Annotated in this window: 21 protein-coding genes; all 21 read left to right on the forward strand. The window is 65.5% G+C overall.

Features of this window, described 5'->3' with window-relative positions; genetic code table 11:
- The first annotated feature begins 317 nt into the window (after window positions 1-317).
- The gene (locus MEU52_RS10435; protein WP_238121212.1) at window positions 318-683 is read left to right on the forward strand and encodes an NADH-quinone oxidoreductase subunit A; all 366 of its coding nucleotides are present in this window, start codon (window positions 318-320) and stop codon (window positions 681-683) included.
- Entirely contained in the window at window positions 674-1,258 is a 585-nt protein-coding gene (locus MEU52_RS10440; RefSeq protein WP_238121213.1) for a NuoB/complex I 20 kDa subunit family protein, read from the forward strand. The genes MEU52_RS10435 and MEU52_RS10440 overlap by 10 nt, the downstream gene beginning before the upstream one ends.
- Before the next feature lie 30 nt (window positions 1,259-1,288).
- Window positions 1,289-1,918 carry an NADH-quinone oxidoreductase subunit C gene (locus MEU52_RS10445; protein WP_238121214.1) on the forward strand — a complete coding sequence of 210 codons (630 nt, stop codon included), beginning with the start codon at window positions 1,289-1,291 and terminating at the stop codon, window positions 1,916-1,918.
- Window positions 1,919-1,962: 44 nt separating this feature from the next.
- Entirely contained in the window at window positions 1,963-3,150 is a 1,188-nt protein-coding gene (locus MEU52_RS10450) for an NADH-quinone oxidoreductase subunit D (protein ID WP_238121424.1), read from the forward strand.
- 83 nt (window positions 3,151-3,233) lie between these two features.
- Complete coding sequence (gene nuoE, locus MEU52_RS10455; protein ID WP_238121215.1) at window positions 3,234-3,899, forward strand: NADH-quinone oxidoreductase subunit NuoE; 666 nt, start codon at window positions 3,234-3,236, stop codon at window positions 3,897-3,899.
- Window positions 3,900-3,903: 4 nt separating this feature from the next.
- Window positions 3,904-5,199, forward strand: coding sequence for an NADH-quinone oxidoreductase subunit NuoF (nuoF, locus tag MEU52_RS10460; protein ID WP_238121216.1), 1,296 nt, complete (start codon window positions 3,904-3,906; stop codon window positions 5,197-5,199).
- 137 nt (window positions 5,200-5,336) lie between these two features.
- On the forward strand, window positions 5,337-7,412 hold the full coding sequence (gene nuoG, locus MEU52_RS10465; protein WP_238121217.1) for an NADH-quinone oxidoreductase subunit NuoG: 2,076 nt from the start codon (window positions 5,337-5,339) through the stop codon (window positions 7,410-7,412).
- A gap of 103 nt (window positions 7,413-7,515) precedes the next feature.
- On the forward strand, window positions 7,516-8,535 hold the full coding sequence (gene nuoH / locus MEU52_RS10470; RefSeq protein WP_238121218.1) for an NADH-quinone oxidoreductase subunit NuoH: 1,020 nt from the start codon (window positions 7,516-7,518) through the stop codon (window positions 8,533-8,535).
- Between the two features lie 52 nt (window positions 8,536-8,587).
- Complete coding sequence (gene nuoI, locus MEU52_RS10475; RefSeq protein WP_238121219.1) at window positions 8,588-9,076, forward strand: NADH-quinone oxidoreductase subunit NuoI; 489 nt, start codon at window positions 8,588-8,590, stop codon at window positions 9,074-9,076.
- A gap of 294 nt (window positions 9,077-9,370) precedes the next feature.
- Entirely contained in the window at window positions 9,371-9,988 is a 618-nt protein-coding gene (locus MEU52_RS10480; RefSeq protein ID WP_238121220.1) for an NADH-quinone oxidoreductase subunit J, read from the forward strand.
- Window positions 9,989-9,998: 10 nt separating this feature from the next.
- Complete coding sequence (gene nuoK, locus MEU52_RS10485; protein WP_234052269.1) at window positions 9,999-10,307, forward strand: NADH-quinone oxidoreductase subunit NuoK; 309 nt, start codon at window positions 9,999-10,001, stop codon at window positions 10,305-10,307.
- Between the two features lie 4 nt (window positions 10,308-10,311).
- Window positions 10,312-12,237: an NADH-quinone oxidoreductase subunit L gene (gene nuoL / locus MEU52_RS10490; RefSeq protein ID WP_238121221.1), complete on the forward strand. Its 1,926-nt coding sequence runs from the start codon at window positions 10,312-10,314 to the stop codon at window positions 12,235-12,237.
- A 5-nt stretch (window positions 12,238-12,242) separates the two neighbouring features.
- Window positions 12,243-13,754, forward strand: coding sequence for an NADH-quinone oxidoreductase subunit M (locus MEU52_RS10495; protein ID WP_238121222.1), 1,512 nt, complete (start codon window positions 12,243-12,245; stop codon window positions 13,752-13,754).
- A gap of 13 nt (window positions 13,755-13,767) precedes the next feature.
- On the forward strand, window positions 13,768-15,198 hold the full coding sequence (gene nuoN, locus MEU52_RS10500; RefSeq protein ID WP_238121223.1) for an NADH-quinone oxidoreductase subunit NuoN: 1,431 nt from the start codon (window positions 13,768-13,770) through the stop codon (window positions 15,196-15,198).
- A gap of 3 nt (window positions 15,199-15,201) precedes the next feature.
- Entirely contained in the window at window positions 15,202-15,969 is a 768-nt protein-coding gene (locus MEU52_RS10505) for a biotin--[acetyl-CoA-carboxylase] ligase (protein WP_238121224.1), read from the forward strand.
- 159 nt (window positions 15,970-16,128) lie between these two features.
- Window positions 16,129-17,799, forward strand: coding sequence for a ribonuclease J (locus tag MEU52_RS10510; RefSeq protein ID WP_238121225.1), 1,671 nt, complete (start codon window positions 16,129-16,131; stop codon window positions 17,797-17,799).
- Between the two features lie 54 nt (window positions 17,800-17,853).
- On the forward strand, window positions 17,854-18,258 hold the full coding sequence (mce, locus tag MEU52_RS10515) for a methylmalonyl-CoA epimerase (protein WP_238121226.1): 405 nt from the start codon (window positions 17,854-17,856) through the stop codon (window positions 18,256-18,258).
- A 10-nt stretch (window positions 18,259-18,268) separates the two neighbouring features.
- Window positions 18,269-18,541, forward strand: coding sequence for a DUF1467 family protein (locus tag MEU52_RS10520; protein ID WP_238121227.1), 273 nt, complete (start codon window positions 18,269-18,271; stop codon window positions 18,539-18,541).
- Window positions 18,542-19,220: 679 nt separating this feature from the next.
- On the forward strand, window positions 19,221-20,543 hold the full coding sequence (gene proS / locus MEU52_RS10525) for a proline--tRNA ligase (protein WP_238121228.1): 1,323 nt from the start codon (window positions 19,221-19,223) through the stop codon (window positions 20,541-20,543).
- Window positions 20,540-21,838 carry a lipoprotein-releasing ABC transporter permease subunit gene (locus MEU52_RS10530; RefSeq protein WP_238121229.1) on the forward strand — a complete coding sequence of 433 codons (1,299 nt, stop codon included), beginning with the start codon at window positions 20,540-20,542 and terminating at the stop codon, window positions 21,836-21,838. Before proS ends, MEU52_RS10530 begins: the two co-directional genes overlap by 4 nt.
- Entirely contained in the window at window positions 21,838-22,569 is a 732-nt protein-coding gene (locus tag MEU52_RS10535; protein WP_238121230.1) for an ABC transporter ATP-binding protein, read from the forward strand. Before MEU52_RS10530 ends, MEU52_RS10535 begins: the two co-directional genes overlap by 1 nt.
- The last annotated feature ends 21 nt before the right edge of the window (window positions 22,570-22,590 follow it).

The following is a 22,590-nucleotide window of genomic DNA, read 5'->3' on the forward strand; positions in this document are numbered from 1 at the left end:
CGCTGATGATCGGCGACGACCCCTGTGGAGGGCCGTCGCCGGACATGTGAAGAGACAGAGGCAGCGGCTTGTGGCGATGATGCAACAGTTTGCGATGCCTCATTTTCGCCGCCAGTGATCAGGGTTTGCATAGCTTGGCTGTGGTGAAGGTGGGCCCGTAGGGGGTGGGGTTGACCCAACCGCCCACTTGCCACCCATCTGGCGCTGGGATAAGGCTGCGGCGTCGTTTCGAACTCCTCCAACCGAGGCCGGCGCGTTCACGCTTTTCAGCGGATCGCCTCCGTGTCCCGGTCCCTGCGTCCCGAGGTGCGGGCCACATGAACGCATTGCTCATGGATTATCTGCCGGTGGTGATCTTCATCGGCGTCTCTCTGGTCATCGGCCTTGCCCTTCTGGTGTCGCCTTTCCTGGTGGCCTACCAGAACCCCGATCCGGAGAAGTTGTCGGCTTACGAATGCGGCTTCAATGCGTTCGACGACGCCCGCATGACCTTCGACGTGCGATTCTATCTCGTCTCGATCCTGTTCATCATTTTCGACCTGGAAGTGGCCTTCCTGTTCCCCTGGGCGGTGAGCTTCGGCGGCCTCGGCGACCTGGGCTTCTGGTCGATGATGATCTTCCTCGGGGTCCTGACGGTTGGCTTCATTTATGAGTGGCGCAAGGGAGCTCTGGAATGGGACTGACCCCTTCGGCGGCCAAGCCGGATATCGCCCCGGCGCCCAAGGGCATCATCGATCCTTCGACCGGCAAGCCGGTCGGGGCGAATGATCCCTTCTTCACCGAGGTCAACGCCCAGCTGGCGGACAAGGGCTTCATCCTCACCACCGCCGATGACCTCATCACCTGGGCGCGCACTGGCTCGCTCATGTGGATGACCTTCGGTCTCGCCTGCTGCGCGGTGGAGATGATGCAGGTCTCCATGCCGCGCTACGACGTGGAGCGGTTCGGCTTTGCGCCCCGCGCCTCGCCGCGCCAGTCGGACGTGATGATCGTGGCCGGCACGCTCACCAACAAGATGGCGCCCGCCCTGCGCAAGGTCTACGACCAGATGCCGGAGCCGCGCTACGTGATCTCCATGGGGTCGTGCGCCAACGGCGGTGGTTATTACCACTACTCCTATGCGGTGGTGCGGGGCTGTGACCGGGTGGTGCCGGTGGACATCTACGTGCCCGGCTGCCCGCCCACGGCGGAGGCGCTGCTGTACGGCGTGCTGCTGCTGCAGAAGAAGATCCGCCGCATCGGTACCATCGAACGCTGAGCCGCGAAGGTTCGGGACGGGATAGTTGAGATGGACGAGACCCTGAAAGATCTGGCCGCCCACATCACCGGCGCTCTCGGCGGCGCGGTGAAGGGTTGGGCCGTGGCCTTCGGCGAGCTGACGCTCGAGGTGGATCCGGCTCAGATCACCAAGGTGGCCACCTTCCTGCGGGATGATCCGGCCTGCCTGTTCCAGTGCATCGTCGACGTGTGTGGTGTCGATTATCCGAGCCGCGAGAAGCGCTTCGACGTGGTTTATCACCTGCTGTCGCTGCGCCAGAATCTGCGGGTGCGCCTCAAGGTGGAGACCGACGAGGAGGGGCCCGTTCCCTCGCTGTGCGGGGTGTTCGCCGGGGCCAATTGGTTCGAGCGGGAAGCCTACGATATGTATGGCATCCTGTTCACCGGCCACCCGGAGCTGCGTCGCCTGCTCACCGATTATGGGTTCGACGGCTATCCCCTGCGCAAGGACTTTCCGACCTCCGGCTATGTGGAGGTGCGCTACGATGACGAGCTCAAGCGCGTGGTCTACGAGCCGGTGAAGCTCACCCAGGAATTCCGCAATTTCGACTTCCTCTCGCCGTGGGAGGGCGTCGACTACATCCTCCCCGGTGACGAGAAGGCTTCGGGCGACAAGCCTGTGCCGCCGAAGGCCGGCTGAGGGAGCGCCAGATGGGACAGGAACTTCCGATCAACGCCGAAGAGATGAAGCCGGCCGACAAGGTTCGGAACTTTCAGATCAACTTCGGCCCCCAGCATCCCGCCGCCCACGGCGTGCTGCGCATGGTGCTGGAGCTGAACGGCGAAGTGGTGGAGCGGGTTGATCCGCATATCGGCCTGCTGCATCGCGGCACCGAGAAGCTGATCGAAACCAAGACGTTCACCCAGGCCGTGCCGTATTTCGACCGGCTCGACTATTGTGCGCCCATGAACCAGGAGCACGCCTACTGCCTGGCGGTGGAGAAGCTCCTGGGGCTTGAGGTGCCCAAGCGCGGCCAGCTGATCCGCGTGCTGTATTCGGAAATCGGGCGGCTGCTCTCCCATCTCCTCAACGTCACCACGTTCGCCATGGACGTGGGTGCGCTGACCCCGCCGCTGTGGGGCTTCGAGGAGCGCGAGAAGCTCATGATCTTCTATGAGCGCGCCTCCGGCAGTCGCATGCACGCCGCCTATTTCCGCCCCGGTGGCGTCCACCAGGACCTGCCGAAGGCGCTGGTGGAAGATATCGGCAGCTTCTGCGAGACCTTCCCGCGGGTGCTGGACGACCTCGACCGCCTGGTGACCGGCAACCGCATCTTCAAGCAGCGCACCGTCGATATCGGCACCGTGTCGCTGGAGGATGCGCTGTCGTGGGGCTTCTCGGGCGTGATGGTGCGCGGTTCCGGCGCCGCCTGGGACCTGCGCCGCGCGCAGCCCTATGAGTGCTATTCGGAGCTGGAGTTCGACATTCCCGTGGGTGTCCATGGCGATTGCTACGATCGCTACGTGGTGCGCATGGAAGAGATGCGGCAGTCCACCAAGATCATGAAGCAGTGCGTTGAGCGCCTGCTGAAGGAGACGGGGCCGGCCCATTCCACGGACCACAAGATCACCCCCCCCAAGCGCGGCGAGATGAAGCGGTCCATGGAAGCGCTCATCCAGCACTTCAAGCTGTTCACCGAAGGCTTCCACGTGCCCGCCGGCGACGTGTATGCCGCGGTGGAGGCGCCCAAGGGCGAGTTCGGCGTCTATCTGGTGTCGGACGGCACCAACAAGCCGTATCGCTGTAAGATCCGGGCTCCCGGGTTCGCCCATCTGCAGGCCATGGATTTCCTCTCGCGCGGCTACATGCTGGCTGACGTGTCGGCCATCCTGGGCTCGCTCGATATCGTGTTTGGCGAGGTGGACCGTTGATGCCGCGCCTGTCCGTCATCCTCCCGATGGGTGAGCCCCGCACGGCTGCGGCCGGCTCCATCGCTGGTCTGGAGGCCTGAAGAATGTCCGTTCGTCGCCTCGCTGCCGAGCAGCCCGAAAGCTTCGCCTTCACGCCGGAGCTGGAGGAGATCGCCAAGGCGCTTATCGCCAAATATCCCGAAGGCCGGCAGGCCTCCGCGGTGGTGCCACTGCTGTGGGAGACCCAGAAGGCGGCCGGGGGCTGGCTGCCGGAGCCGGCGCTGCGCGCGGTGGCGGATCGGCTGGGCATGGCCCACATCCGGGTTCTGGAGGTCGCGACCTTCTACACCATGTTCAACCTGGCGCCGGTGGGGAAGTATTTCGTGCAGCTGTGCGGCACGACCCCCTGCATGCTGCGCGGCTCCGATGATCTGAAAGCGGTGTGCCAGCGGCGCATCGGCGACGAGCGCCATGTTTCGGCCGACGGCACCTTCTCCTGGCTGGAGGTGGAGTGCCTGGGCGCCTGCACCAACGCGCCCATGGTGCAGATCAACGACGACTATTTCGAGGACCTCACCCCCGAGAACTTCGAGGCTCTGCTCGACAACCTGGCCGCCGGCCGGCCGGTGAAGATCGGCCCCCAGAACGGGCGTCACGGCTCCGAGCCGCTGGGCGGGCCCACCGCCCTTACCGATCCTGCCCTTTATGCGCCGAAGGCGAAGCAGGACGAGCCTGCCGCGCCCGCCGCCGCGCCGACCACCGGGGAGTGACGCCATGCTCGCCGACAAGGATCGCATCTTCACCAATCTCTACGGCCTTCAGGATTTCAGCCTGAAGGGCGCCCAGTCGCGCGGCTGCTGGGATGGCACCAAGGCCATCCTGGAGAAGGGACGCGACTGGATCATCAACGAGATGAAGGCCTCGGGCCTGCGTGGCCGCGGCGGCGCCGGTTTCTCCACCGGCCTCAAGTGGTCGTTCATGCCCAAGCAGTCGGACGGCCGGCCCCACTATCTGGTGGTGAATGCCGACGAATCCGAGCCCGGCACCTGCAAGGATCGCGAGATCCTGCGCAACGATCCCCACACGCTGATCGAAGGCTGCCTCATCGCCTCCTTCGCCATGGGCGCGCATGCGGCGTACATCTATGTGCGCGGCGAGTTCATCTATGAGCGCAAGCGCCTGCAGCAGGCGATCGACGAGTGCTATGCCGCCGGCCTGCTGGGCCAGAACAACATTCACGATTACCCCTTCGACCTTTATGTGCACCACGGTGCCGGCGCCTATATCTGCGGCGAAGAGACGGCGCTGCTGGAAAGCCTGGAAGGCAAGAAGGGCATGCCGCGGCTGAAGCCGCCGTTCCCGGCCAACATGGGCCTTTATGGCTGCCCCACCACGGTCAACAACGTGGAGAGCATCGCAGTGGCGCCGACCATCCTGCGGCGCGGTGCGGCGTGGTTCTCGGGGATCGGCCGCGCCAACAACGTGGGCACCAAGCTTTACGGCATCTCCGGTCACGTCAATCGGCCCTGCGTGGTCGAGGACGCCATGGGCATCACCTTCAAGGAGCTCATCGAGAAGCACGGCGGTGGGGTACGTGGCGGCTGGGATAATTTGCTGGCCATCATCCCCGGCGGCGCGTCCTGCCCGGTGGTGCCCGCGGAGGCCTGCGAAGACCTGATCATGGATTTCGACGGCCTGCGCGCGGTGAAGTCCTCGTTCGGCACGGCCGGCGTGCTGGTCATGGACAAGTCCACCGACATCATCAAGGCCATCGCCCGCATCTCGGCCTTCTTCAAGCATGAGAGCTGCGGCCAGTGCACGCCGTGCCGCGAGGGCACCGGCTGGATGTGGCGGGTGATGCAGCGCATGGCCGAGGGGCGCGCCCACAAGCGCGAGATCGACATGCTGCTGGAGGTGACCACCCAGATCGAGGGTCACACCATCTGCGCCCTGGGCGACGCCGCGGCGTGGCCGGTGCAGGGGTTGATCCGCAATTTCCGGCACGTGATCGAAGAGCGCATCGACCAGTATGCGGCCAACCCGCATCCGGAGCCGGTGGCGGCGGAATGAGGTCGCGTCCCTCCTGAACGCCGTTGGCGGGCAGGGCGGGGGACGCAGGTTAGTCAAGGATCGGGACGCGGGCGCGCCGGAACCGGTGCACGTGTCTCACGCCCGCGCCCGGCGCGGCACAAGGCGAGGTGGGAGTGATGGCGAAGATCGTCGTCGACGGCACAGAGATCGAGGTCCCGGCCGAATACACGCTGTTGCAGGCGTGTGAGGCGGCGGGGGTCGAGATTCCGCGCTTCTGCTTCCATGAGCGCCTCTCGATCGCCGGCAATTGCCGTATGTGCCTGGTCGAGGTGAAGGGCGGCCCGCCCAAGCCGACGGCGTCTTGTGCCATGGCGGTGAAGGATCTGCGGCCCGGCCCGAACGGCGAGCCGCCGGTGGTTCTCACCAAGAGCCCCATGGTGAAGAAGGCCCGCGAAGGGGTGATGGAGTTCCTGCTCATCAACCACCCCCTCGATTGCCCGATCTGCGACCAGGGCGGTGAATGCGACCTGCAGGACCAGGCCATGGCCTATGGCGCGGACACCTCGCGCTTCGCCGAGAACAAGCGGGCGGTGGAAGACAAATACATGGGGCCGCTGGTGCGGACCGCCATGACCCGCTGCATCCAGTGCACCCGCTGCGTGCGCTTCACCACCGAAGTGGCCGGCGTTCCGGACCTCGGCGCCATCGGGCGCGGCGAGGATACGGAGATCACTACCTATCTCGAGCACGCCATGCGCTCGGAACTGCAGGGCAATGTGGCAGACCTGTGCCCGGTGGGCGCGCTGACCCACAAGCCCTACCAGTTCCACGCCCGGCCGTGGGAGCTGATCAAGACCGAGTCCGTCGATGTGATGGACGCGGTGGGCTGCAACATCCGCGTCGACACCCGCGGCCGTGAGGTGATGCGCATTCTGCCGCGCACCAACGACTTGGTGAACGAGGAGTGGATCTCCGACAAGTCCCGCTATGTGTGGGACGGCCTGAAGGTGCAGCGGCTGGATCGCCCCTATGTGCGCAAGGGCGGCCGGCTGGTGCCGGCGTCCTGGATCGAGGCCTTTGCCGCCGTGGCGGAGAAGGTGAAGGCGGCGAAGCCGGAGAAGATCGGCGCGCTGATCGGCGATGTCGCCACCGTCGAAGAGGTGTTCGCCCTCAAGACGCTGATGGAGAAGCTCGGCAGCGCCAACATCGACTGCCGCCAGGACGGCGCCGCGCTCGATCCGGCCCTCGGCCGCGCCAGCTACATCTTCAATCCCACCATCGCCGGGATCGATGCGGCGGACGCCATCCTGTTGATCGGCACCGATCCGCGTCATGAGGCCTCCGTCCTCAACGCCCGCATCCGCAAGCGCTGGCGCCAGGGCGGCCTGAAGGTGGGCCTCATTGGCGAGCAGGTGGACCTCACCTATTCGTATGAGTATCTCGGCGCCGGCCCGGAGAGCCTCGCGGCGCTTCTTGGCACTGGCGGTTTCGCCGATGCGATGAAGGGCGCGGAACATCCCCTCATCATCATCGGCCAGGGCGCTCTCGCCCGTGCGGATGGCGCTGCGGTGCTCGCCCTCGCGGCCAAGCTGGCGACGGCGTGCGGCGCGGTGAAGGAGGGCTGGAACGGCTTCGGCGTGCTCCACACGGCGGCCGCGCGGGTGGGCGCCCTGGACGTGGGCGCGGTGCCCGGCCCCAAGGGCCTCGACACCAAGGCCATGGCGGCCGGCGGTCTCGACGTGGCGTTCCTGTTGGGCGCCGACGAGGTGGATGTGGAGCCCGGCGCGTTCGTCGTCTACATCGGCACCCATGGTGATCGCGGCGCCCATCGGGCGGATGTGATCCTGCCCGGGGCAGCCTATACGGAGAAGTCGGGCCTCTATGTGAATACCGAAGGGCGGGTGCAGTTTGCCAACCGCGCCGCCTTCCCCCCCGGCGAGGCGCGCGAGGATTGGGCGGTGCTGCGGGCGCTGTCCGAGGTGCTGGGCCAGACCCTGCCGTTCGACAGCCTCACCGGCCTGCGCGCCAAGCTGATGGCCGCCTATCCGCACCTCGGCCGTCTCGACCAGATCGAGGCGGGCAAGGCGGACGACATCGCCAAGCTGGCCGAAAAGGGCGGGGCGGTGGAAAAGGGCGCGTTCGCGCTGCCCATCGAGGATTTCTATCTGACGAACCCCATCGCCCGGGCCTCCGCCATCATGGCGGAATGCTCGGCGCTCCAGGCGGCCAGTGCCGCCGAGGCGGCGGAGTGAGCGCGATGGGACGCTACGGCAGGATTCACACGGCGCCGACGATGGCGCGCGCGGCCCGGGCTTCGGCCCGCGCGCGGCAAGCGTGAGGGGGCGATAAGAACCGATGAGCTGGCAGGATACCCTTCTCCAGGTGCTGATCATCCTCGGGCAGAGCTTGGCGCTGCTCGTGGCGCTTTTGATCTTCATCGCCTTCATTCTGCTCGCCGACCGCAAGATCTGGGCGGCGGTGCAGCTGCGGCGCGGTCCCAACGTGGTGGGGCCGTTCGGCCTGCTGCAGTCCTTCGCCGATCTGCTGAAGTTCGTGCTGAAGGAGCCGACGGTTCCGGCGGGCGCCAACAAGGTGCTGTTCCTTCTGGCGCCGCTCGTCACCTGCGTGCTGGCGCTGGCGGCCTGGGCCGTTGTGCCCATCGCCGATGGCTGGGTGATCGCCGACATCAATGTGGGCGTGCTCTATATTTTCGCCATCTCGTCGCTCGGCGTGTACGGCATCATCATGGGCGGCTGGGCTTCGAACTCGAAGTATCCCTTCCTCGCGGCCCTGCGCTCTGCGGCGCAGATGGTGTCCTACGAAGTCTCCATCGGCTTCGTGATCATCACCGTGCTGATGTGCGCCGGTTCGCTGAACCTCAGCGCCATCGTCGAGGCGCAGAACGGCCGGTTCGGTTTCCTGAACTGGTACTTCCTGCCGCTGCTGCCCATGTTCGTCATCTTCTTCGTCTCGGCGCTGGCTGAAACGAACCGTCCGCCCTTCGACCTGGTCGAGGCGGAGTCGGAGCTGGTGGCGGGCTTCATGACCGAGTACGGCTCCACGCCCTACCTGCTGTTCATGCTGGGCGAGTACGTGGCCATCATGACCATGTGCGCCATGGGGACGATCCTGTTCCTGGGTGGCTGGCTTTCGCCGCTGCCGTTCGCGCCCTTCACCTGGGTGCCGGGGCTGGTGTGGTTCGTCATCAAGCTCTGCTTCATGTTCTTCCTGTTTGCCATGGCCAAGGCCATGGTGCCCCGCTATCGCTACGACCAGCTGATGCGGCTGGGCTGGAAGGTGTTCCTGCCCATCTCCCTGATCGCCGTCGTGGTGGTCGCTGGCGTGCTGCACTTCACCGGGAATGCGCCCCAATGAACGTGCTTCCGACCCATCAGATGAGCCGCGTGACCGCGGCGGGAGAGCGCCCATGAAGCTCGATCAGGCCGCGCGCGCGTTTTTCCTGACGGAGATGGTCTCCGGCTTCTTCCTGGCCATGCGCTATTTCTTCAGGCCCAAGGCGACGCTGAACTATCCCTTCGAGAAGGGGCAGCTGTCGCCGCGCTTCCGCGGCGAGCATGCCTTGCGCCGCTATCCCAATGGCGAAGAGCGCTGCATCGCCTGCAAGCTGTGCGAGGCCATCTGCCCGGCGCAGGCCATCACCATCGAGGCCGGCCCGCGCCGGAACGACGGCACCCGCCGTACCACGCGGTACGACATCGACATGGTGAAGTGCATCTACTGCGGCTTCTGTCAGGAAGCCTGTCCGGTGGAAGCCATCGTCGAAGGTCCGAATTTCGAGTTCGCCACGGAAACCCGTGAAGAACTCTATTACGACAAGGAAAAGCTGCTCGCGAACGGCGACCGGTGGGAGCGTGAGATTGCGCGCTCCATCGCCATGGACGCCCCCTATCGTTGAGCGCGGGCCCGCCGCGGGAAGCCGGGGCGGGTAAGGAACGGGTCGCGGGTCGCCGCGGCGCAGAGGTCCGGAGCGGTCGCGCGCGGCCGATCGGGAGCTCGATCTTGAGTTGTGAGCGGGAATCGCCCATCGGGATGCCGGATGGATGCGGTCGGCTCGAGCACGGTGGACTTGTGGGATGGGTCAGATCTATCGACGCATCGACCGCGGGATGCGGGCCCCGGGATGGGGTGCCGGCCATCTCGGCGTGGCGCAATCGAGCGCGGAACGGGCGCGCAGAGGGGGGCTCTCCGCATGAGTGTCGCGGCAGCGTTTTTCTATCTCTTCGCGTTCGTGCTGGTGGGATCGGCCGTCATGGTCATCTCCTCGCGCAACCCGGTGCAGTCGGTTCTGTTCCTCATTCTCGCCTTCGTGAATGCGGCGGCGCTGTTCCTCCTGATCGGCGCCGAGTTCCTCGCCCTGATCCTGGTGGTGGTCTATGTGGGCGCGGTGGCGGTGCTGTTCCTGTTCGTGGTGATGATGCTGGACGTGGATTTCGTCGAGCTGCGCCAGGGCTTCCTGCAGTATCTGCCCATCGGCCTGCTGGTCGGCATCATCTTCCTCGCCGAGCTGGTGCTGGTGGTGGGCGCCTGGGCCACGGGCCCGGGCATCTCCGCCGCGGTGTCGGCCGCGGCCGCGCCGGCGGGGTCGGACGTGTCCAACGTCAAGGCGATCGCCCAGGTGCTGTACACGGACTACATCTACTTCTTCCAGGCGGCCGGCTTCGTGCTGCTGGTGGCGATGATCGGCGCCATCGTGCTCACGCTCCGCCACAAGGCCAATGTGAAGCGCCAGAATATCTCGGCTCAGGTGGCGCGCACGCCCGAGGCTGCCATGAAGGTGGTCAAGGTGCGTCCCGGCCAGGGACTTTGAGGGGGCAGCCATGGAAATCGGTCTCTCCCACTACCTCACGGTGGCGGCAATCCTGTTCACGCTGGGCACGCTCGGCATCTTCCTCAACCGGAAGAACGTGATCGTCATTCTGATGTCGATCGAGCTGATCCTGCTGTCGGTGAACATCAATCTGGTGTCGTTCTCGGCCTTTCTCGGGAACCTGACGGGTCAGGTGTTCGCGCTTCTGGTCCTCACCGTCGCGGCAGCCGAAGCGGCCATCGGCCTCGCCATCCTCGTGGTGTTCTACCGCAACCGCGGTTCGATCGCCGTCGAGGACATCAACGCCATGAAGGGTTGAGGCCATGTATCAGGCGATTGTCTTCCTCCCCCTCGTCGGCTTTCTCATTGCGGGCCTGTTCGGCCGTGCCATCGGCGCCCGCGCCAGCGAGGTGGTGACCACCACCTTCCTGTTCATCTCGTGCCTGTTCTCCTGGATCACCTTCGTCCACGTCGGCTTCGACGGCGAGACGGCGCGGGTGCAGGTGCTGCAGTGGATGAGCGTGGGCGATCTCAAGATCGACTGGGCGCTGCGCATCGACAGCCTCACCGCGGTGATGCTGATCGTGGTGACCACCGTGTCGAGCCTCGTGCATCTGTATTCGATCGGCTACATGCATGAGGATCCGAGCCGTCCGCGCTTCTTTGCCTATCTCTCCCTGTTCACCTTCGCCATGCTCATGCTGGTGACGGCCGACAATCTGGTGCAGATGTTCTTCGGCTGGGAGGGTGTCGGTCTCGCGTCCTACCTTTTGATCGGCTTCTGGTATGAGAAGCCGTCGGCCAACGCCGCGGCCATGAAGGCCTTCGTGGTGAACCGCGTGGGTGACTTCGGCTTCATGCTGGGCATGTTCGCGCTGTTCGTGATGACCGGCTCGCTGGCGTTCGATCAGGTGTTCGCGGCGGCGCCCGGTCTCACCGGCAAGACCATCAACTTCCTTGGCCAGAATTGGGACGCGCCCACCGTCATCGCGCTGCTGCTGTTCGTCGGCGCCATGGGCAAGTCGGCCCAGCTCCTGCTGCACACCTGGCTGCCCGACGCCATGGAAGGCCCGACCCCCGTGTCGGCCCTCATCCACGCCGCCACCATGGTGACCGCGGGCGTGTTCATGGTGGCCCGGATGTCGCCGGTGTTCGAGCTGTCGCAGACGGCTCTGAATGTGGTGATGCTCGTGGGCGCTACCACCGCCTTCTTCGCCGCCACCGTGGCGCTGGTGCAGAACGACATCAAGAAGGTGATCGCCTATTCCACCTGTTCCCAGCTCGGCTACATGTTCGTGGCCATGGGAGCGGGGGCTTATACGGTGGGCATGTTCCACCTGCTCACCCACGCGGGCTTCAAGGCTTTGCTGTTCCTGTGCGCCGGCTCGGTCATCCACGCCGCGCATCACGAGCAGGACATGCGGCAGATGGGGGGGCTCTATAAGAAGGTGCCCTTCACCTACGCCATGATGCTGATCGGGACGCTCGCGATCACCGGCTTCCCGTTCACCGCCGGCTACTACTCCAAGGACGCGATCATCGAGGCGGCCTATGCCAGCCACAATGCCTTCGCGCTCTATGGCTGGGCCATGACGGTGATCGCCGCGGCACTGACCTCGTTCTATTCCTGGCGCCTGGTGTTCATGACCTTCCACGGCAAGCCGCGGGATCACCACCTCTACGACCACGCCCATGAATCGCCGCCGGTGATGACGCTGCCGCTGGCGGTGCTGGGGCTGAGCGCGCTGATTTCCGGTTACGCCCTCTACAACGTGTTCGTGGGCTCGGACGTGCACGAGTTCTTCCGGGCGTCCATCTACATGGGGGCGGAGAACCACATTCTCCATGCCATGCATGAGATCCCGGAGATGATCGTTCTGGCGCCGACGGCGATGATGGTCCTGGGCTTCCTGGTGGCCTATTGGTTCTACATCGTGAACCCGAAGGTGCCGGTGGCCCTCGCCCAGTCCCAGGACGCGCTCTACCGGTTCCTGCTGAACAAGTGGTACTTCGACGAGCTCTATAACGTCCTGTTCGTGCGGCCCGCCTTGTGGCTCGGCCGGCTGCTGTGGAAGCGGGGCGACGGCACCATCATCGACGGCTTCGGCCCCGATGGCGTGTCGGCGCGGGTGCTCGACGTCACCGGCCGCGTGGTGCGGCTGCAGACCGGGTATCTCTACCATTATGCCTTCGTGATGCTGATCGGCGTCGCGGCCCTTCTCACCTGGTTCATGTTCGCCGGAGTGTGACGACGATGACAGACTGGCCTATCCTTTCGGTCGTCACCTTCCTCCCCCTGGTCGGCGCCCTGTTCATCCTCGTGGTGCGCGGCGACGATGAGGTGGCGGCGCGCAATGCCCGCTGGGTGGCGCTGTGGACGACGCTCGTCACCTTCGTGGTGTCGCTGCTGCTGCTGCCGGGCTTCGATGCGGCGGCGCCCGGCTTCCAGTTCGTGGAGAAGTCGGCCTGGCTCGGCGATATCGCCGCCTACCACATGGGCGTCGATGGCATCTCCCTGCCGTTCGTGATCCTCACCACCTTCCTCATGCCGTTCGCGATCCTGGCCTCCTGGGAGAGCGTGCATAAGCGGGTGAAGGAATACATGATCGCCTTCATGGTCCTTGAGACCATGATGATCGGCACCTTCACCTCGCTCGATCTGGTGCTGTTCTACTTCTTCTTTGAAGGCGGCCTGATCCCGATGTTCCTCATCATCGGCATCTGGGGTGGTCCGCGGCGCATCTATGCGGCCTTCAAGTTCTTTCTGTACACCCTGGCGGGTTCGGTGCTGATGATGCTGGCCATCATGGCCATCTACTGGCAGGCCGGCACCACCGATGTGCCCACCCTGCTGCAGCACGGTTTCCCGCCGAGCATGCAGATTTGGCTATGGCTCGCATTCTTCGCCTCGTTCGCGGTGAAGATGCCCATGTGGCCGGTGCACACCTGGCTGCCCGACGCCCACGTGGAAGCGCCCACCGCCGGTTCGGTCATCCTGGCTGGCGTGCTTCTGAAGATGGGCGGCTACGGCTTCATCCGTTACTCGCTGCCCATGTTCCCGGAGGCGAGCGCCTATTTCGCGCCCATGGTGTTCACCCTGTCGGTGGTGGCGGTGATCTACACCTCGCTGGTGGCGCTGGTGCAGGAAGACATCAAAAAGCTGATCGCCTATTCGTCCATCGCCCACATGGGCTTCGTGACCATGGGCATCTTCACCATGAACGAGCAGGGCCTGCAGGGCGCCATGTTCCTCATGATCTCGCACGGCTTCGTGTCGGGCGCGCTGTTCCTGTGCGTGGGCGTCATCTATGACCGTATGCACACCCGCGAGATCGCCGCTTACGGCGGGCTCGTGAAGCGCATGCCGCTCTACGCGACCTTCATGATGGTGTTCACCATGGCCAACATCGGCCTGCCGGGCACCTCCGGGTTCGTGGGCGAGTTCCTCACCATGCTGGCGGCGTTCGAGCGCAACACCTGGGTGGCCTTCTTCGCCGCGACGGGCGTGATCCTCTCGGCGGCCTATGCCCTCTACCTCTACTGGCGGGTCATCTTCGGCAAGCTGGAGAAGGAGAGCCTGAAGAACATCCTGGACCTTTCGCCGCGGGAAATGGCGATCCTGACGCCGCTGGTGATCATCACCATCCTGTTCGGCGTGTGGCCGGCCCCCATTCTCAACATGACATCCCATGCGGTGAACGCGGTCGTCGCGCGCACCGATCAGGTGGCGGGTGCGGTGAAGACCGCGCTCCTCCTCAGCTTCTGATTTCGAGGTCGCTATGACGCAGCTCCTGCCTCCGCTCGGCGCTGTCCTGCCCGAACTGGTGCTTGCCGTCTCCGCTATCGTGCTGATCCTCATCGGCGCGTTCCGCGGGGAGGGGGCCGCCAATTTCGTCACCGGCCTCGCCATCGCGGTGCTGGCTGCGGCGGGCATCCTGGTGCTCCTGGGCCCCGGCGGCGACGTGGTGGCCTTCCACGGCGCCTTCGTGTCCGATCCGTTCAGCCGCTTCATGAAGCTGTTGGCGATCTTCGGCGCCACCATCTCGCTGGTGATGGCGGTGGACTGGCAGAACCGCGAGAAGCTGGCGCGGTTCGAATATGCGGTGCTGTTCGTCATCTCGACCCTCGGCATGTGCATGCTGGTGTCGGCGGGCGATCTGATCGCCCTGTATCTCGGCCTCGAGCTGATGAGCCTTTCGCTCTATGTGGTGGCGGCCATCAACCGCGACTCGGTGCGCTCCACCGAGGCGGGCCTGAAGTATTTTGTGCTGGGCTCGCTCTCCTCGGGCATGCTGCTTTATGGCTCGTCGCTGGTGTACGGCTTCACGGGCTCGGTGAACTTCAACGTGATCGCCAGCGTCGTGACCTCCCCGTCCATCGGCCTCATCTTCGGGCTGGTGTTCGTGTTGGCCGGCCTGTGCTTCAAGATTTCGGCGGTGCCGTTCCACATGTGGACGCCGGATGTGTACGAAGGCGCGCCCACCCCGGTCACCACCTTCTTCGCCACCGCGCCGAAGGTGGCGGGCATGGCCATCTTCATCCGCGTGGTGGCGGAAGCGTTCCCGCATATCGGCCATCAGTGGCAGCAGATCGTGGCCTTCGTCTCCATCGCCTCCATGGTGCTGGGCTCGTTCGCCGCCATCGGCCAGCGCAACATCAAACGCCTGCTCGCCTACTCCTCCATTGGCCACATGGGCTTCGCCCTGGTGGGCCTCGCCGCCGGCACGGCCGAGGGTGTGCGCGGCGTGCTGGTGTACATGACCATCTATGTGGCCATGACGCTCGGTTCGTTCGCCTGCGTGCTCACCATGCGCCGGCAGGGCCGGGCGGTGGAGAATATCGACGACCTGGCCGGTCTCGCCCGCAACAATCCGTTGATGGCGCTGATGCTCGGCGCGCTCATGTTCTCGCTGGCGGGTATTCCGCCCCTGGCCGGCTTCCTGGCGAAATATTACGTGTTCGTCGCCGCCATCCAGGCGGGCCTCTATGGCCTTTCGGTGATCGGTGTGCTGGCGTCGGTGGTGGGTGCGTACTACTACCTGCGGGTGGTCAAGATCATGTATTTCGACGAGCCGGCGGAGGCGTTCGACCCCATGCCGACCGAGCTGAAGGCGGTGTTGGGGCTCAGCGGGCTTTTCACGATCTTCTATTTCGTTTATCCCGCTCCTCTCATTGAGGCGGCGGGGGCCGCCGCCCGGTCGCTCTTCTGATCTATGGCTCAATACGAATTTCAGGGTTCCACGGTTCCCATCATCCGGTTCACGGAGATCGGCTCCACCAATGCGGAGGGTCTCGCCCGCTTGGCGCGTGGCGAGACCATGCCCGTTTGGCTGGTCGCAGATATCCAGACCGGCGGGCGCGGCCGGCGCGGGCGTCCTTGGACCTCCGAGCTCGGCAACCTGTTCGCAACGCTGGTGTTGCCCAATCCGGCACCGCTCGCCAATCTGGCGCAGCTGTGCTTCGTGGCGGGGCTCGCCGCGCGTGATGCGGTGCTTTCGGCCGCCCCGCAGGTGGCCGCAGAGCAGCTGAAGCTCAAATGGCCCAACGACCTGCTGCTGGAGGGCGGCAAACTCGCCGGCATCCTGGTGGAGGGCGGCACCGACGCAGCCAATCGGCCGGCGGCGGTGATCGGTTTCGGAATCAATTGCCTGCATCACCCGGATGATCTGCCCTACAAGGCGACCAGCCTGGAGGAAGCCGGTGCGCCGACCGCCCCCGACCGGCTGCTGGAGGCCCTGGACCTCGCCATGGCGGTCCGCCTCAACCAGTGGCACGGCGGCAACGGCTTTGCCGGCATCCGCTCCGACTGGATGCGCCATGCCCTGGGCATGGGCGACCAGGTGAGCGTGAAGGTCGGCGAGCGGGAAGTGATCGGCCGTTTTGAGAATATCGACGCGCGCGGCGCGATGATGCTACGCCGCCGCGATGGCGTGGCGGAGATCATCACCGCCGGCGACGTGTCATTGCGCGTGCCGGACTAGCTCCGGCCGGCTTCTTTCGAGTGCGGGAGGGGATGGCGAAGACGGTCGCGCAGCGCGAGGGGCGGCGGTGGCGACGGTTCGAGGCATTTATTTCAAGCTCATGCGGCGTCCGCCTTCTCCCACGGCGCGGTGAGCGTTTGTGTTGGAAGTGATCAGCCGATGGCAGTGACGGAAGAACTCGTGTTCGCGCCCTTAGGGGGCGTGGGCGAAATCGGCATGAACCTCGCGCTCTACGGCATTGGGCCGCGGAAGGCGCGACAGTGGCTGATCGTCGATTTCGGCATGAGCTTCGCCGGCGACGAGGCGCCGGGCGTGGACCTCGTTTTGCCCGACATCCGCTTCCTGGAAGCGGAAAAGACCAACATTGTCGGCATGGTCATCACCCACGGCCACGAAGACCACATCGGCGCCGTGCTCGACCTTTGGCCGCGGCTGAAGTGCCCCATCTACACCACCCCCTTTACCGCCGGGCTGCTGGAGGCGAAGCGGGCCGGGGAGCCGGGGGCACCGTCGGCGCTGCCGATCAACGTGGTCCGTTCGGGCGAGAGCGTGGCCCTCGGCCCGTTCGAGGTGGAATTCGTGCCGGTGGCGCACTCGATTCCCGATAGCCATGCCCTCGCCATTCGCAGCGCCGCCGGGCTGGTGGTGCACACGGGCGACTGGAAGCTCGATCCCAATCCCGTGGTGGGACGGCCCACCGACGTGGCGCGCCTCTCGGCGCTCGGCGATGAGGGGGTGCGGGCGCTGGTGTGCGATTCCACCAACGCCATCCGCGACGGGGTCTCCCCCTCCGAGCAGGATGTGGCGGCTTCGCTCAAGGAGATCGTCGCCAAGGCCAAGCACCGGGTGGCCTTCACCACCTTCTCCTCCAATGTCGCCCGCGTGCGCGGCATCGCCGAGGCGGCGATGGCCGCCGGCCGCGAGGTGGTGGTGGTGGGCCGGGCCCTGGAGCGGGTGATCGGTGTCGCCCGCGAGCAGGGCATGCTCGACGGTATTCCCCCGTTCCGCAGCGCCGAGGCCTATGGCTACCTGCCCCGGGAGCGGGTGGTGGCCATCCTCACCGGCAGCCAGGGCGAGCCGCGGGCCGCGCTCAAGCGCATCGCCGATGACGACCATCCGGAGATCGCGCTGTCGCCCGGCGATCTCGTGGTGTTCTCCTCGCGCACCATTCCCGGCAATGAGAAGGTGGTGAACACCATCATCAATGCCCTGGTGAAGAGCGGCATCGAAGTGATGACCGATCGCAACGGGCTGGTGCACGTGTCCGGCCATCCCCGGCGAGGGGAGTTGGAGCAGATGTATGCGCTGGTGCGGCCACAGCTGGCGGTGCCGGTGCACGGCGAGCCGCTGCACCTGCATGAGCATGCCCAGCTGGCCCGCGGGCTCGGCGTGCCCGAGGTGGTGAATTGCTATGACGGGCAGGTGCTGCGTCTGGCCCCCGGTCCGGCGGAGCGGGTGGGCGAGGTGCCATTCGGGCGGCTCTACAAGGATGCCCGGCTGCTGCTGGCGGAAGGCGGGCGCACCCTGCCGGAGCGCCGCAAGCTCAGCTACGTGGGGGCCATCTCGGTGGCCGTGGCGGTGGACAAGCATGGCACCCTGGCGGGGGATCCCTCGGTGGAACTCACCGGTGTTCCCGAGCGCGGGGAGGGCAATGTGGACATGCTGGACCGTGTGCTCGACACGGTGGTGGCGACGCTGGATGGCCTGCCGAAGGCCCGCCGGCGCGATCCCGATGCGCTGGCTGACACGCTGGAACGGGCCGTGCGCGCGGCCGTGAACGCTGTGTGGGGCAAAAAGCCCGTTTGCCACGTGCACGTTCTCGAAGTGTGATGGGTGGAACGCGGCGCCAGCGACAACCCGCAGGCGCAAGACAATGAGGGAAGCATGATCGGACGGCTGAACCATGTGGCCATCGCGGTGCGCGACATCGCGGCCGCGTCTGCGCTTTATCGCGATACCTTGGGGGCGGAGGTGTCCGCCGCGGTGCCGCAGGCCGAGCATGGCGTGACCACGGTGTTCGTGACCCTGCCCAATACGAAGATCGAATTCCTGGAGCCCCTGGGGGCGGACTCGCCCATCGCCAAGTTCCTGGAGCGCAATCCGGACGGCGGCATTCACCACCTCTGTTACGAGGTGGACGACATCATCTCCGCCCGCGATCAGCTGAAGGCCAAGGGGGCGCGGGTGCTCGGCTCCGGTGAGCCGAAGATCGGCGCCCATGGCAAGCCGGTGCTGTTCCTTCATCCGAAGGACTTCAACGGCACCCTTGTCGAACTCGAGCAGGCGTGAGGGCGCGGCGATGTCGGTCGCAGCCGTCGTCGCCATCTATTTCATCGTGTGGTGGGTCACGCTGTTCGCGGTTCTGCCGTGGGGCGTGCGATCCCAGCTCGATGCGGCGGGGGCGGTGCCGGGCAGTGATCCCGGCGCGCCGCAGCGGCCGATGCTCTGGCGCAAGATGCTCGCCACCACGGTGATCGCCGCTTTGGTGACCGCTGGCGTGGTCTATCTCCTCACCAGCGGCGTGATCGCCCTGGAGGATCTGCCCATGCCGTTCGACACGTCCTCGCAGTGAGGCGACCGGTCCCAGTGAGTCGGCTGCCGACTCACTGGGACAGATAAATCAATACATTGATATAAAAATGAGGTTGCATGCCGCATCGTCAGGGGCGCTCCTGGCGTGGTGTGGGTTGCGCATTTGCTGGAGCGCCAAGACGGTGGGTGATGGCTGCGGGTGGCCCGCAGCGGGGGCCAAGTCCCCTCTGCAGCAGGGCCAAGATTGGAAGGGGCGCGGCGTGGACAGGGCGTCGTCATTGCCCTGCCGAGCCCTGTAATGCATTGATTTGACAAAAAGAAAAGGCGAGGTCCGGTGACCTCGCCTTTTTTCATTCCACGGCTTTCGTGCCCCACGCGGGTCTATCGCCCACTGTGCCGAGACACGGCCAATCCGTGATGCCGATTCCGTATGCGCTCAAGAAGAGCGGCCGCCGGCCGGCTTTTGTTTTCGATTCCTCCCGAGACCCGGACCGCGTTCGCTACCCATGCGAGTGGGTCAGCGACGATCCCCTTTCTTGTGCGCAGACAAACTAGAACAAGAATCTGTCGTTTGTCATCCTTGCGCCGCAATAAGATGTGCATTGCGCTGCACCATGGTATTTAGATAGGGGGGTCGGTTCAGCGGGCTTGTGTTTTGCCGACGCTTCCGCTTTCACTCCCCACACTCCTTTCGATCCCCCCAGCCGTCGAGCCTTGCGATGCGCCTTTCCCGTTATTTTCTGCCGATTCTGCGTGAAGTGCCGCGGGAGGCGGATATCGTCTCCCACCGGCTGATGCTGCGTGCGGGCATGATCCGCCAGGAGGCGGCCGGAATCTTCGCCTGGCTGCCCCTCGGCCACCGTGTGCTCAACAAGATCTGCAACATCATCCGCGAGGAGCAGAACCGGTCTGGCGCCATCGAGATGCTGATGCCCACGATCCAGAGCGCTGACCTGTGGCGCGAGAGTGGGCGCTACGACGATTATGGCAAGGAGATGCTACGAATTCGGGACCGGCACGATCGCGAGATGCTATTCGGCCCCACCAATGAAGAGATGATCACCGACATCGTCCGCGCCTATGTGAAGTCCTATAAGGCGCTGCCGCTGAACCTCTACCATATTCAGTGGAAGTTCCGGGACGAGGTGCGTCCGCGCTTCGGTGTCTACCGCTCCCGCGAGTTCCTGATGAAGGATGCCTATTCCTTCGATCTCGACGCCGCCGGCGCGCGCCACTCCTACAACAAGATGTTCGTGGCTTACCTGCGCACCTTCGCGCGCATGGGCCTCAAGGCCATTCCCATGGTGGCGGATACCGGCCCCATCGGCGGCAATCTCTCGCACGAGTTCATCATTCTCGCCTCCACCGGCGAGAGCGAGGTGTTCTGCCACGGCGACTATCTGAACATGGCGCCGCCCCCGGCCGATGTGGATTTCGACGACCGCGCCGGCCTGCAGCAGGTGTTCGACCAGTTCACCGCGCTTTATGCCGCCACCTCCGAGAAGCACGACGAAGCCGCCTACAACGCCATTCCCGCCGACAAGCGCACGGCGGCGCGCGGCATCGAGGTGGGCCACATCTTTTATTTCGGCACCAAATATTCCGAGCCGTTCGGCGTGACCGTGCAGGGGCCGGATGGCAATGCCCACACGGTGCACATGGGCTCCTACGGCATCGGCCCCTCGCGCCTCGTGGCGGCCATGATCGAAGCCTCCCATGATGATGCGGGAATCATCTGGCCGGAGGCGGTGGCGCCGTTCCAGGTGGGCATCCTCAATCTGAAGGTGGGCGACAGCAGCACGGACACGGCCTGCGAGGCCCTTTACGCGGAATTGACCGCCGCCGGCTATGACGTGCTCTATGACGACACGGAGGAGCGCGCGGGGGCCAAGTTCGCCACCGCCGACCTCATCGGCCTGCCCTGGCAGATCCTGGTGGGGCCGAAGGGCCTGGCCGATGGCAAGGTGGAATTGAAGCGCCGTGTGGACGGGGCCCGCGAGCTGATCGCGCCGAAGGACATTCTGGAGAGGCTGAAGGCATGAGCGCAAAAGCGTCCTCGGCACCGCGCAGCGAGGAACCCACGGGAACACGGCCGTTCGCGGCGTTCGAGTGGATGCTGTCGCTGCGCTATCTGAGGGCGCGGCGCAAGGAAGGCTTCATCTCGGTCATCGCCGGGTTTTCCTTCCTTGGAATCATGCTGGGGGTTGCCACCCTCATCATCGTCATGGCGGTGATGAACGGTTTCCGCCAGGAGCTGCTGGGCAAGATCCTCGGCCTCAACGGCCACGTGCTGGTGCAGCCGCTGGAAACCCCGCTGACGGATTATGACGCGGTGGCCGAGCGCATCGCCAATCTCAACGGGGTGCGCCTGGCGGTGCCGCTGGTGGAAGGCCAGGCGCTGGCCTCCTCCCAGTTCGGTGCCTCCGGCGTCCTGGTGCGCGGGCTCAGCGAAAAGAACCTCAGGGGCCTGCCGTCGGTGGCGCACAATGTGCGCTCGGGCACGCTGGAGAGCTTCGACACGGGGCAGGGGCTCGCCATCGGCAAGCGCCTCGCCGACCAATTGTCGCTGCGGGCGGGCGACAACATCACCCTGGTGGCGCCGCGGGGCGCGGTGACGCCCATGGGGACCTCGCCGCGCATCAAGGTCTACAAGGTGGCAGCCATTTTCGAGGTGGGCATGTCGGAATACGACAGCGCCTTCGTCTTCATGCCGCTGAAGGAAGCCCAGGCCTATTTCAACCGCAACGGCGACGTGAACGCCGTCGAAGTTTATATCGACAAGCCGGATGATGTGGAGGAACTGCGCGGCGCCATCCAGGCGGCGGCGGAGCGGCCCGTCTATCTGGTGGACTGGCGCAAGCGCAACGCCACCTTCTTCAACGCGCTGCAGGTGGAGCGGAACGTGATGTTCCTCATCCTCACCCTCATCGTACTGGTGGCGGCGCTGAACATCGTGTCCGGCCTCATCATGCTGGTGAAGGACAAGGGCCACGACATCGCCATTCTGCGCACCATGGGGGCGACGCGGGGTGCGGTGATGCGGGTGTTCCTCATCACCGGGGCCTCCATCGGCGTGGTGGGCACGCTGGTGGGGCTGCTGCTGGGCGTCATCGTCTGCCTCAACATCGAGAGCATCCGCCAGTTCATTTCCTGGCTGACCTCCACCGAGCTGTTCTCGCCGGAGCTCTATTACCTCTCCAAGCTGCCGGCCGACATGAACGTGGGTGAGACCACCACGGTGGTGGTGATGGCCCTGGTGCTGTCGCTGCTCGCCACCCTTTATCCCTCCTGGCGGGCCGCCCGGCTCGATCCGGTGGAAGCCCTGAGATACGAGTGATGGATCAGCCCGCCCGCCGTCGCCCCGGTTCGCCCGGCACGCCGCCGCGTCCGCAATACGCCCTCGCTCTCGCCGGCGTGGTGCGCCGCTATACGGAGGGCGACAGCGCGCTGGAAATCCTGCGCGGGGTGGATCTTGCCATCGCCCCCGGCCAGTCGGTGGCGCTGGTGGCGCCCTCGGGCTCCGGGAAATCCACGCTGCTGCACATTGCCGGCCTGCTGGAGCAGTCGGACGCCGGCGAAGTCTTCATCGACGGCAAGCCCACCGCCCGGCTCGCGGATGCGGACCGCACCCGCATGCGGCGGCTGCATATCGGCTTCATCTATCAGTTCCATCATCTGCTGGGGGAGTTCACCGCCCTCGAGAACGTGGCCATGCCGCAGATGATCCGCGGCCTCTCCCATAAGGAGGCCAACGCCCGCGCCCGCGACCTGCTCAGTTATCTCGGCCTTGCCGAGCGGCTGAGCCACCGGCCGGCGGAACTCTCCGGCGGCGAGCAGCAGCGGGTGGCCATTGCTCGCGCCCTTGCCAATGCGCCTCGGCTTCTCCTGGCCGACGAGCCCACCGGCAATCTCGACCCGAAAACCTCGGACCATGTGTTCGACGCCCTCACGGAGCTGGTGCATGCCACCGGCGTCGCCGCCCTGATCGCCACCCACAATCTCGATCTGGCTGCCCGCATGGATCGCCGTGTGACGCTGCGCGATGGCAAGCTGGTGGAGCTGGCCTGAGACGCGCCGTCCGGAGGCGCT

Origin of the sequence: Xanthobacter sp. NM-25, assembly GCF_022138605.1 — a bacterium.
Classification (GTDB): domain Bacteria; phylum Pseudomonadota; class Alphaproteobacteria; order Rhizobiales; family Xanthobacteraceae; genus Xanthobacter.

Bases quoted from the DNA above. Each gene is read 5' to 3' on its own strand.
- MEU52_RS10440 (WP_238121213.1), top strand. From the start codon at position 674: ATGGGACTGACCCCTTCGGCGGCCAAGCCGGATATCGCCCCGGCGCCC.
- nuoF (WP_238121216.1), top strand. From the start codon at position 3,904: ATGCTCGCCGACAAGGATCGCATCTTCACCAATCTCTACGGCCTTCAG.
- proS (WP_238121228.1), top strand. From the start codon at position 19,221: ATGCGCCTTTCCCGTTATTTTCTGCCGATTCTGCGTGAAGTGCCGCGG.
- nuoK (WP_234052269.1), top strand. From the start codon at position 9,999: ATGGAAATCGGTCTCTCCCACTACCTCACGGTGGCGGCAATCCTGTTC.
- nuoL (WP_238121221.1), top strand. From the start codon at position 10,312: ATGTATCAGGCGATTGTCTTCCTCCCCCTCGTCGGCTTTCTCATTGCG.
- MEU52_RS10445 (WP_238121214.1), top strand. From the start codon at position 1,289: ATGGACGAGACCCTGAAAGATCTGGCCGCCCACATCACCGGCGCTCTC.
- MEU52_RS10450 (WP_238121424.1), top strand. From the start codon at position 1,963: ATGAAGCCGGCCGACAAGGTTCGGAACTTTCAGATCAACTTCGGCCCC.
- MEU52_RS10520 (WP_238121227.1), top strand. From the start codon at position 18,269: ATGTCGGTCGCAGCCGTCGTCGCCATCTATTTCATCGTGTGGTGGGTC.
- mce (WP_238121226.1), top strand. From the start codon at position 17,854: ATGATCGGACGGCTGAACCATGTGGCCATCGCGGTGCGCGACATCGCG.
- nuoI (WP_238121219.1), top strand. From the start codon at position 8,588: ATGAAGCTCGATCAGGCCGCGCGCGCGTTTTTCCTGACGGAGATGGTC.
- nuoH (WP_238121218.1), top strand. From the start codon at position 7,516: ATGAGCTGGCAGGATACCCTTCTCCAGGTGCTGATCATCCTCGGGCAG.
- MEU52_RS10495 (WP_238121222.1), top strand. From the start codon at position 12,243: ATGACAGACTGGCCTATCCTTTCGGTCGTCACCTTCCTCCCCCTGGTC.
- MEU52_RS10535 (WP_238121230.1), top strand. From the start codon at position 21,838: ATGGATCAGCCCGCCCGCCGTCGCCCCGGTTCGCCCGGCACGCCGCCG.
- MEU52_RS10480 (WP_238121220.1), top strand. From the start codon at position 9,371: ATGAGTGTCGCGGCAGCGTTTTTCTATCTCTTCGCGTTCGTGCTGGTG.
- MEU52_RS10510 (WP_238121225.1), top strand. From the start codon at position 16,129: ATGGCAGTGACGGAAGAACTCGTGTTCGCGCCCTTAGGGGGCGTGGGC.
- MEU52_RS10435 (WP_238121212.1), top strand. From the start codon at position 318: ATGAACGCATTGCTCATGGATTATCTGCCGGTGGTGATCTTCATCGGC.
- MEU52_RS10505 (WP_238121224.1), top strand. From the start codon at position 15,202: ATGGCTCAATACGAATTTCAGGGTTCCACGGTTCCCATCATCCGGTTC.
- nuoG (WP_238121217.1), top strand. From the start codon at position 5,337: ATGGCGAAGATCGTCGTCGACGGCACAGAGATCGAGGTCCCGGCCGAA.
- nuoE (WP_238121215.1), top strand. From the start codon at position 3,234: ATGTCCGTTCGTCGCCTCGCTGCCGAGCAGCCCGAAAGCTTCGCCTTC.
- MEU52_RS10530 (WP_238121229.1), top strand. From the start codon at position 20,540: ATGAGCGCAAAAGCGTCCTCGGCACCGCGCAGCGAGGAACCCACGGGA.
- nuoN (WP_238121223.1), top strand. From the start codon at position 13,768: ATGACGCAGCTCCTGCCTCCGCTCGGCGCTGTCCTGCCCGAACTGGTG.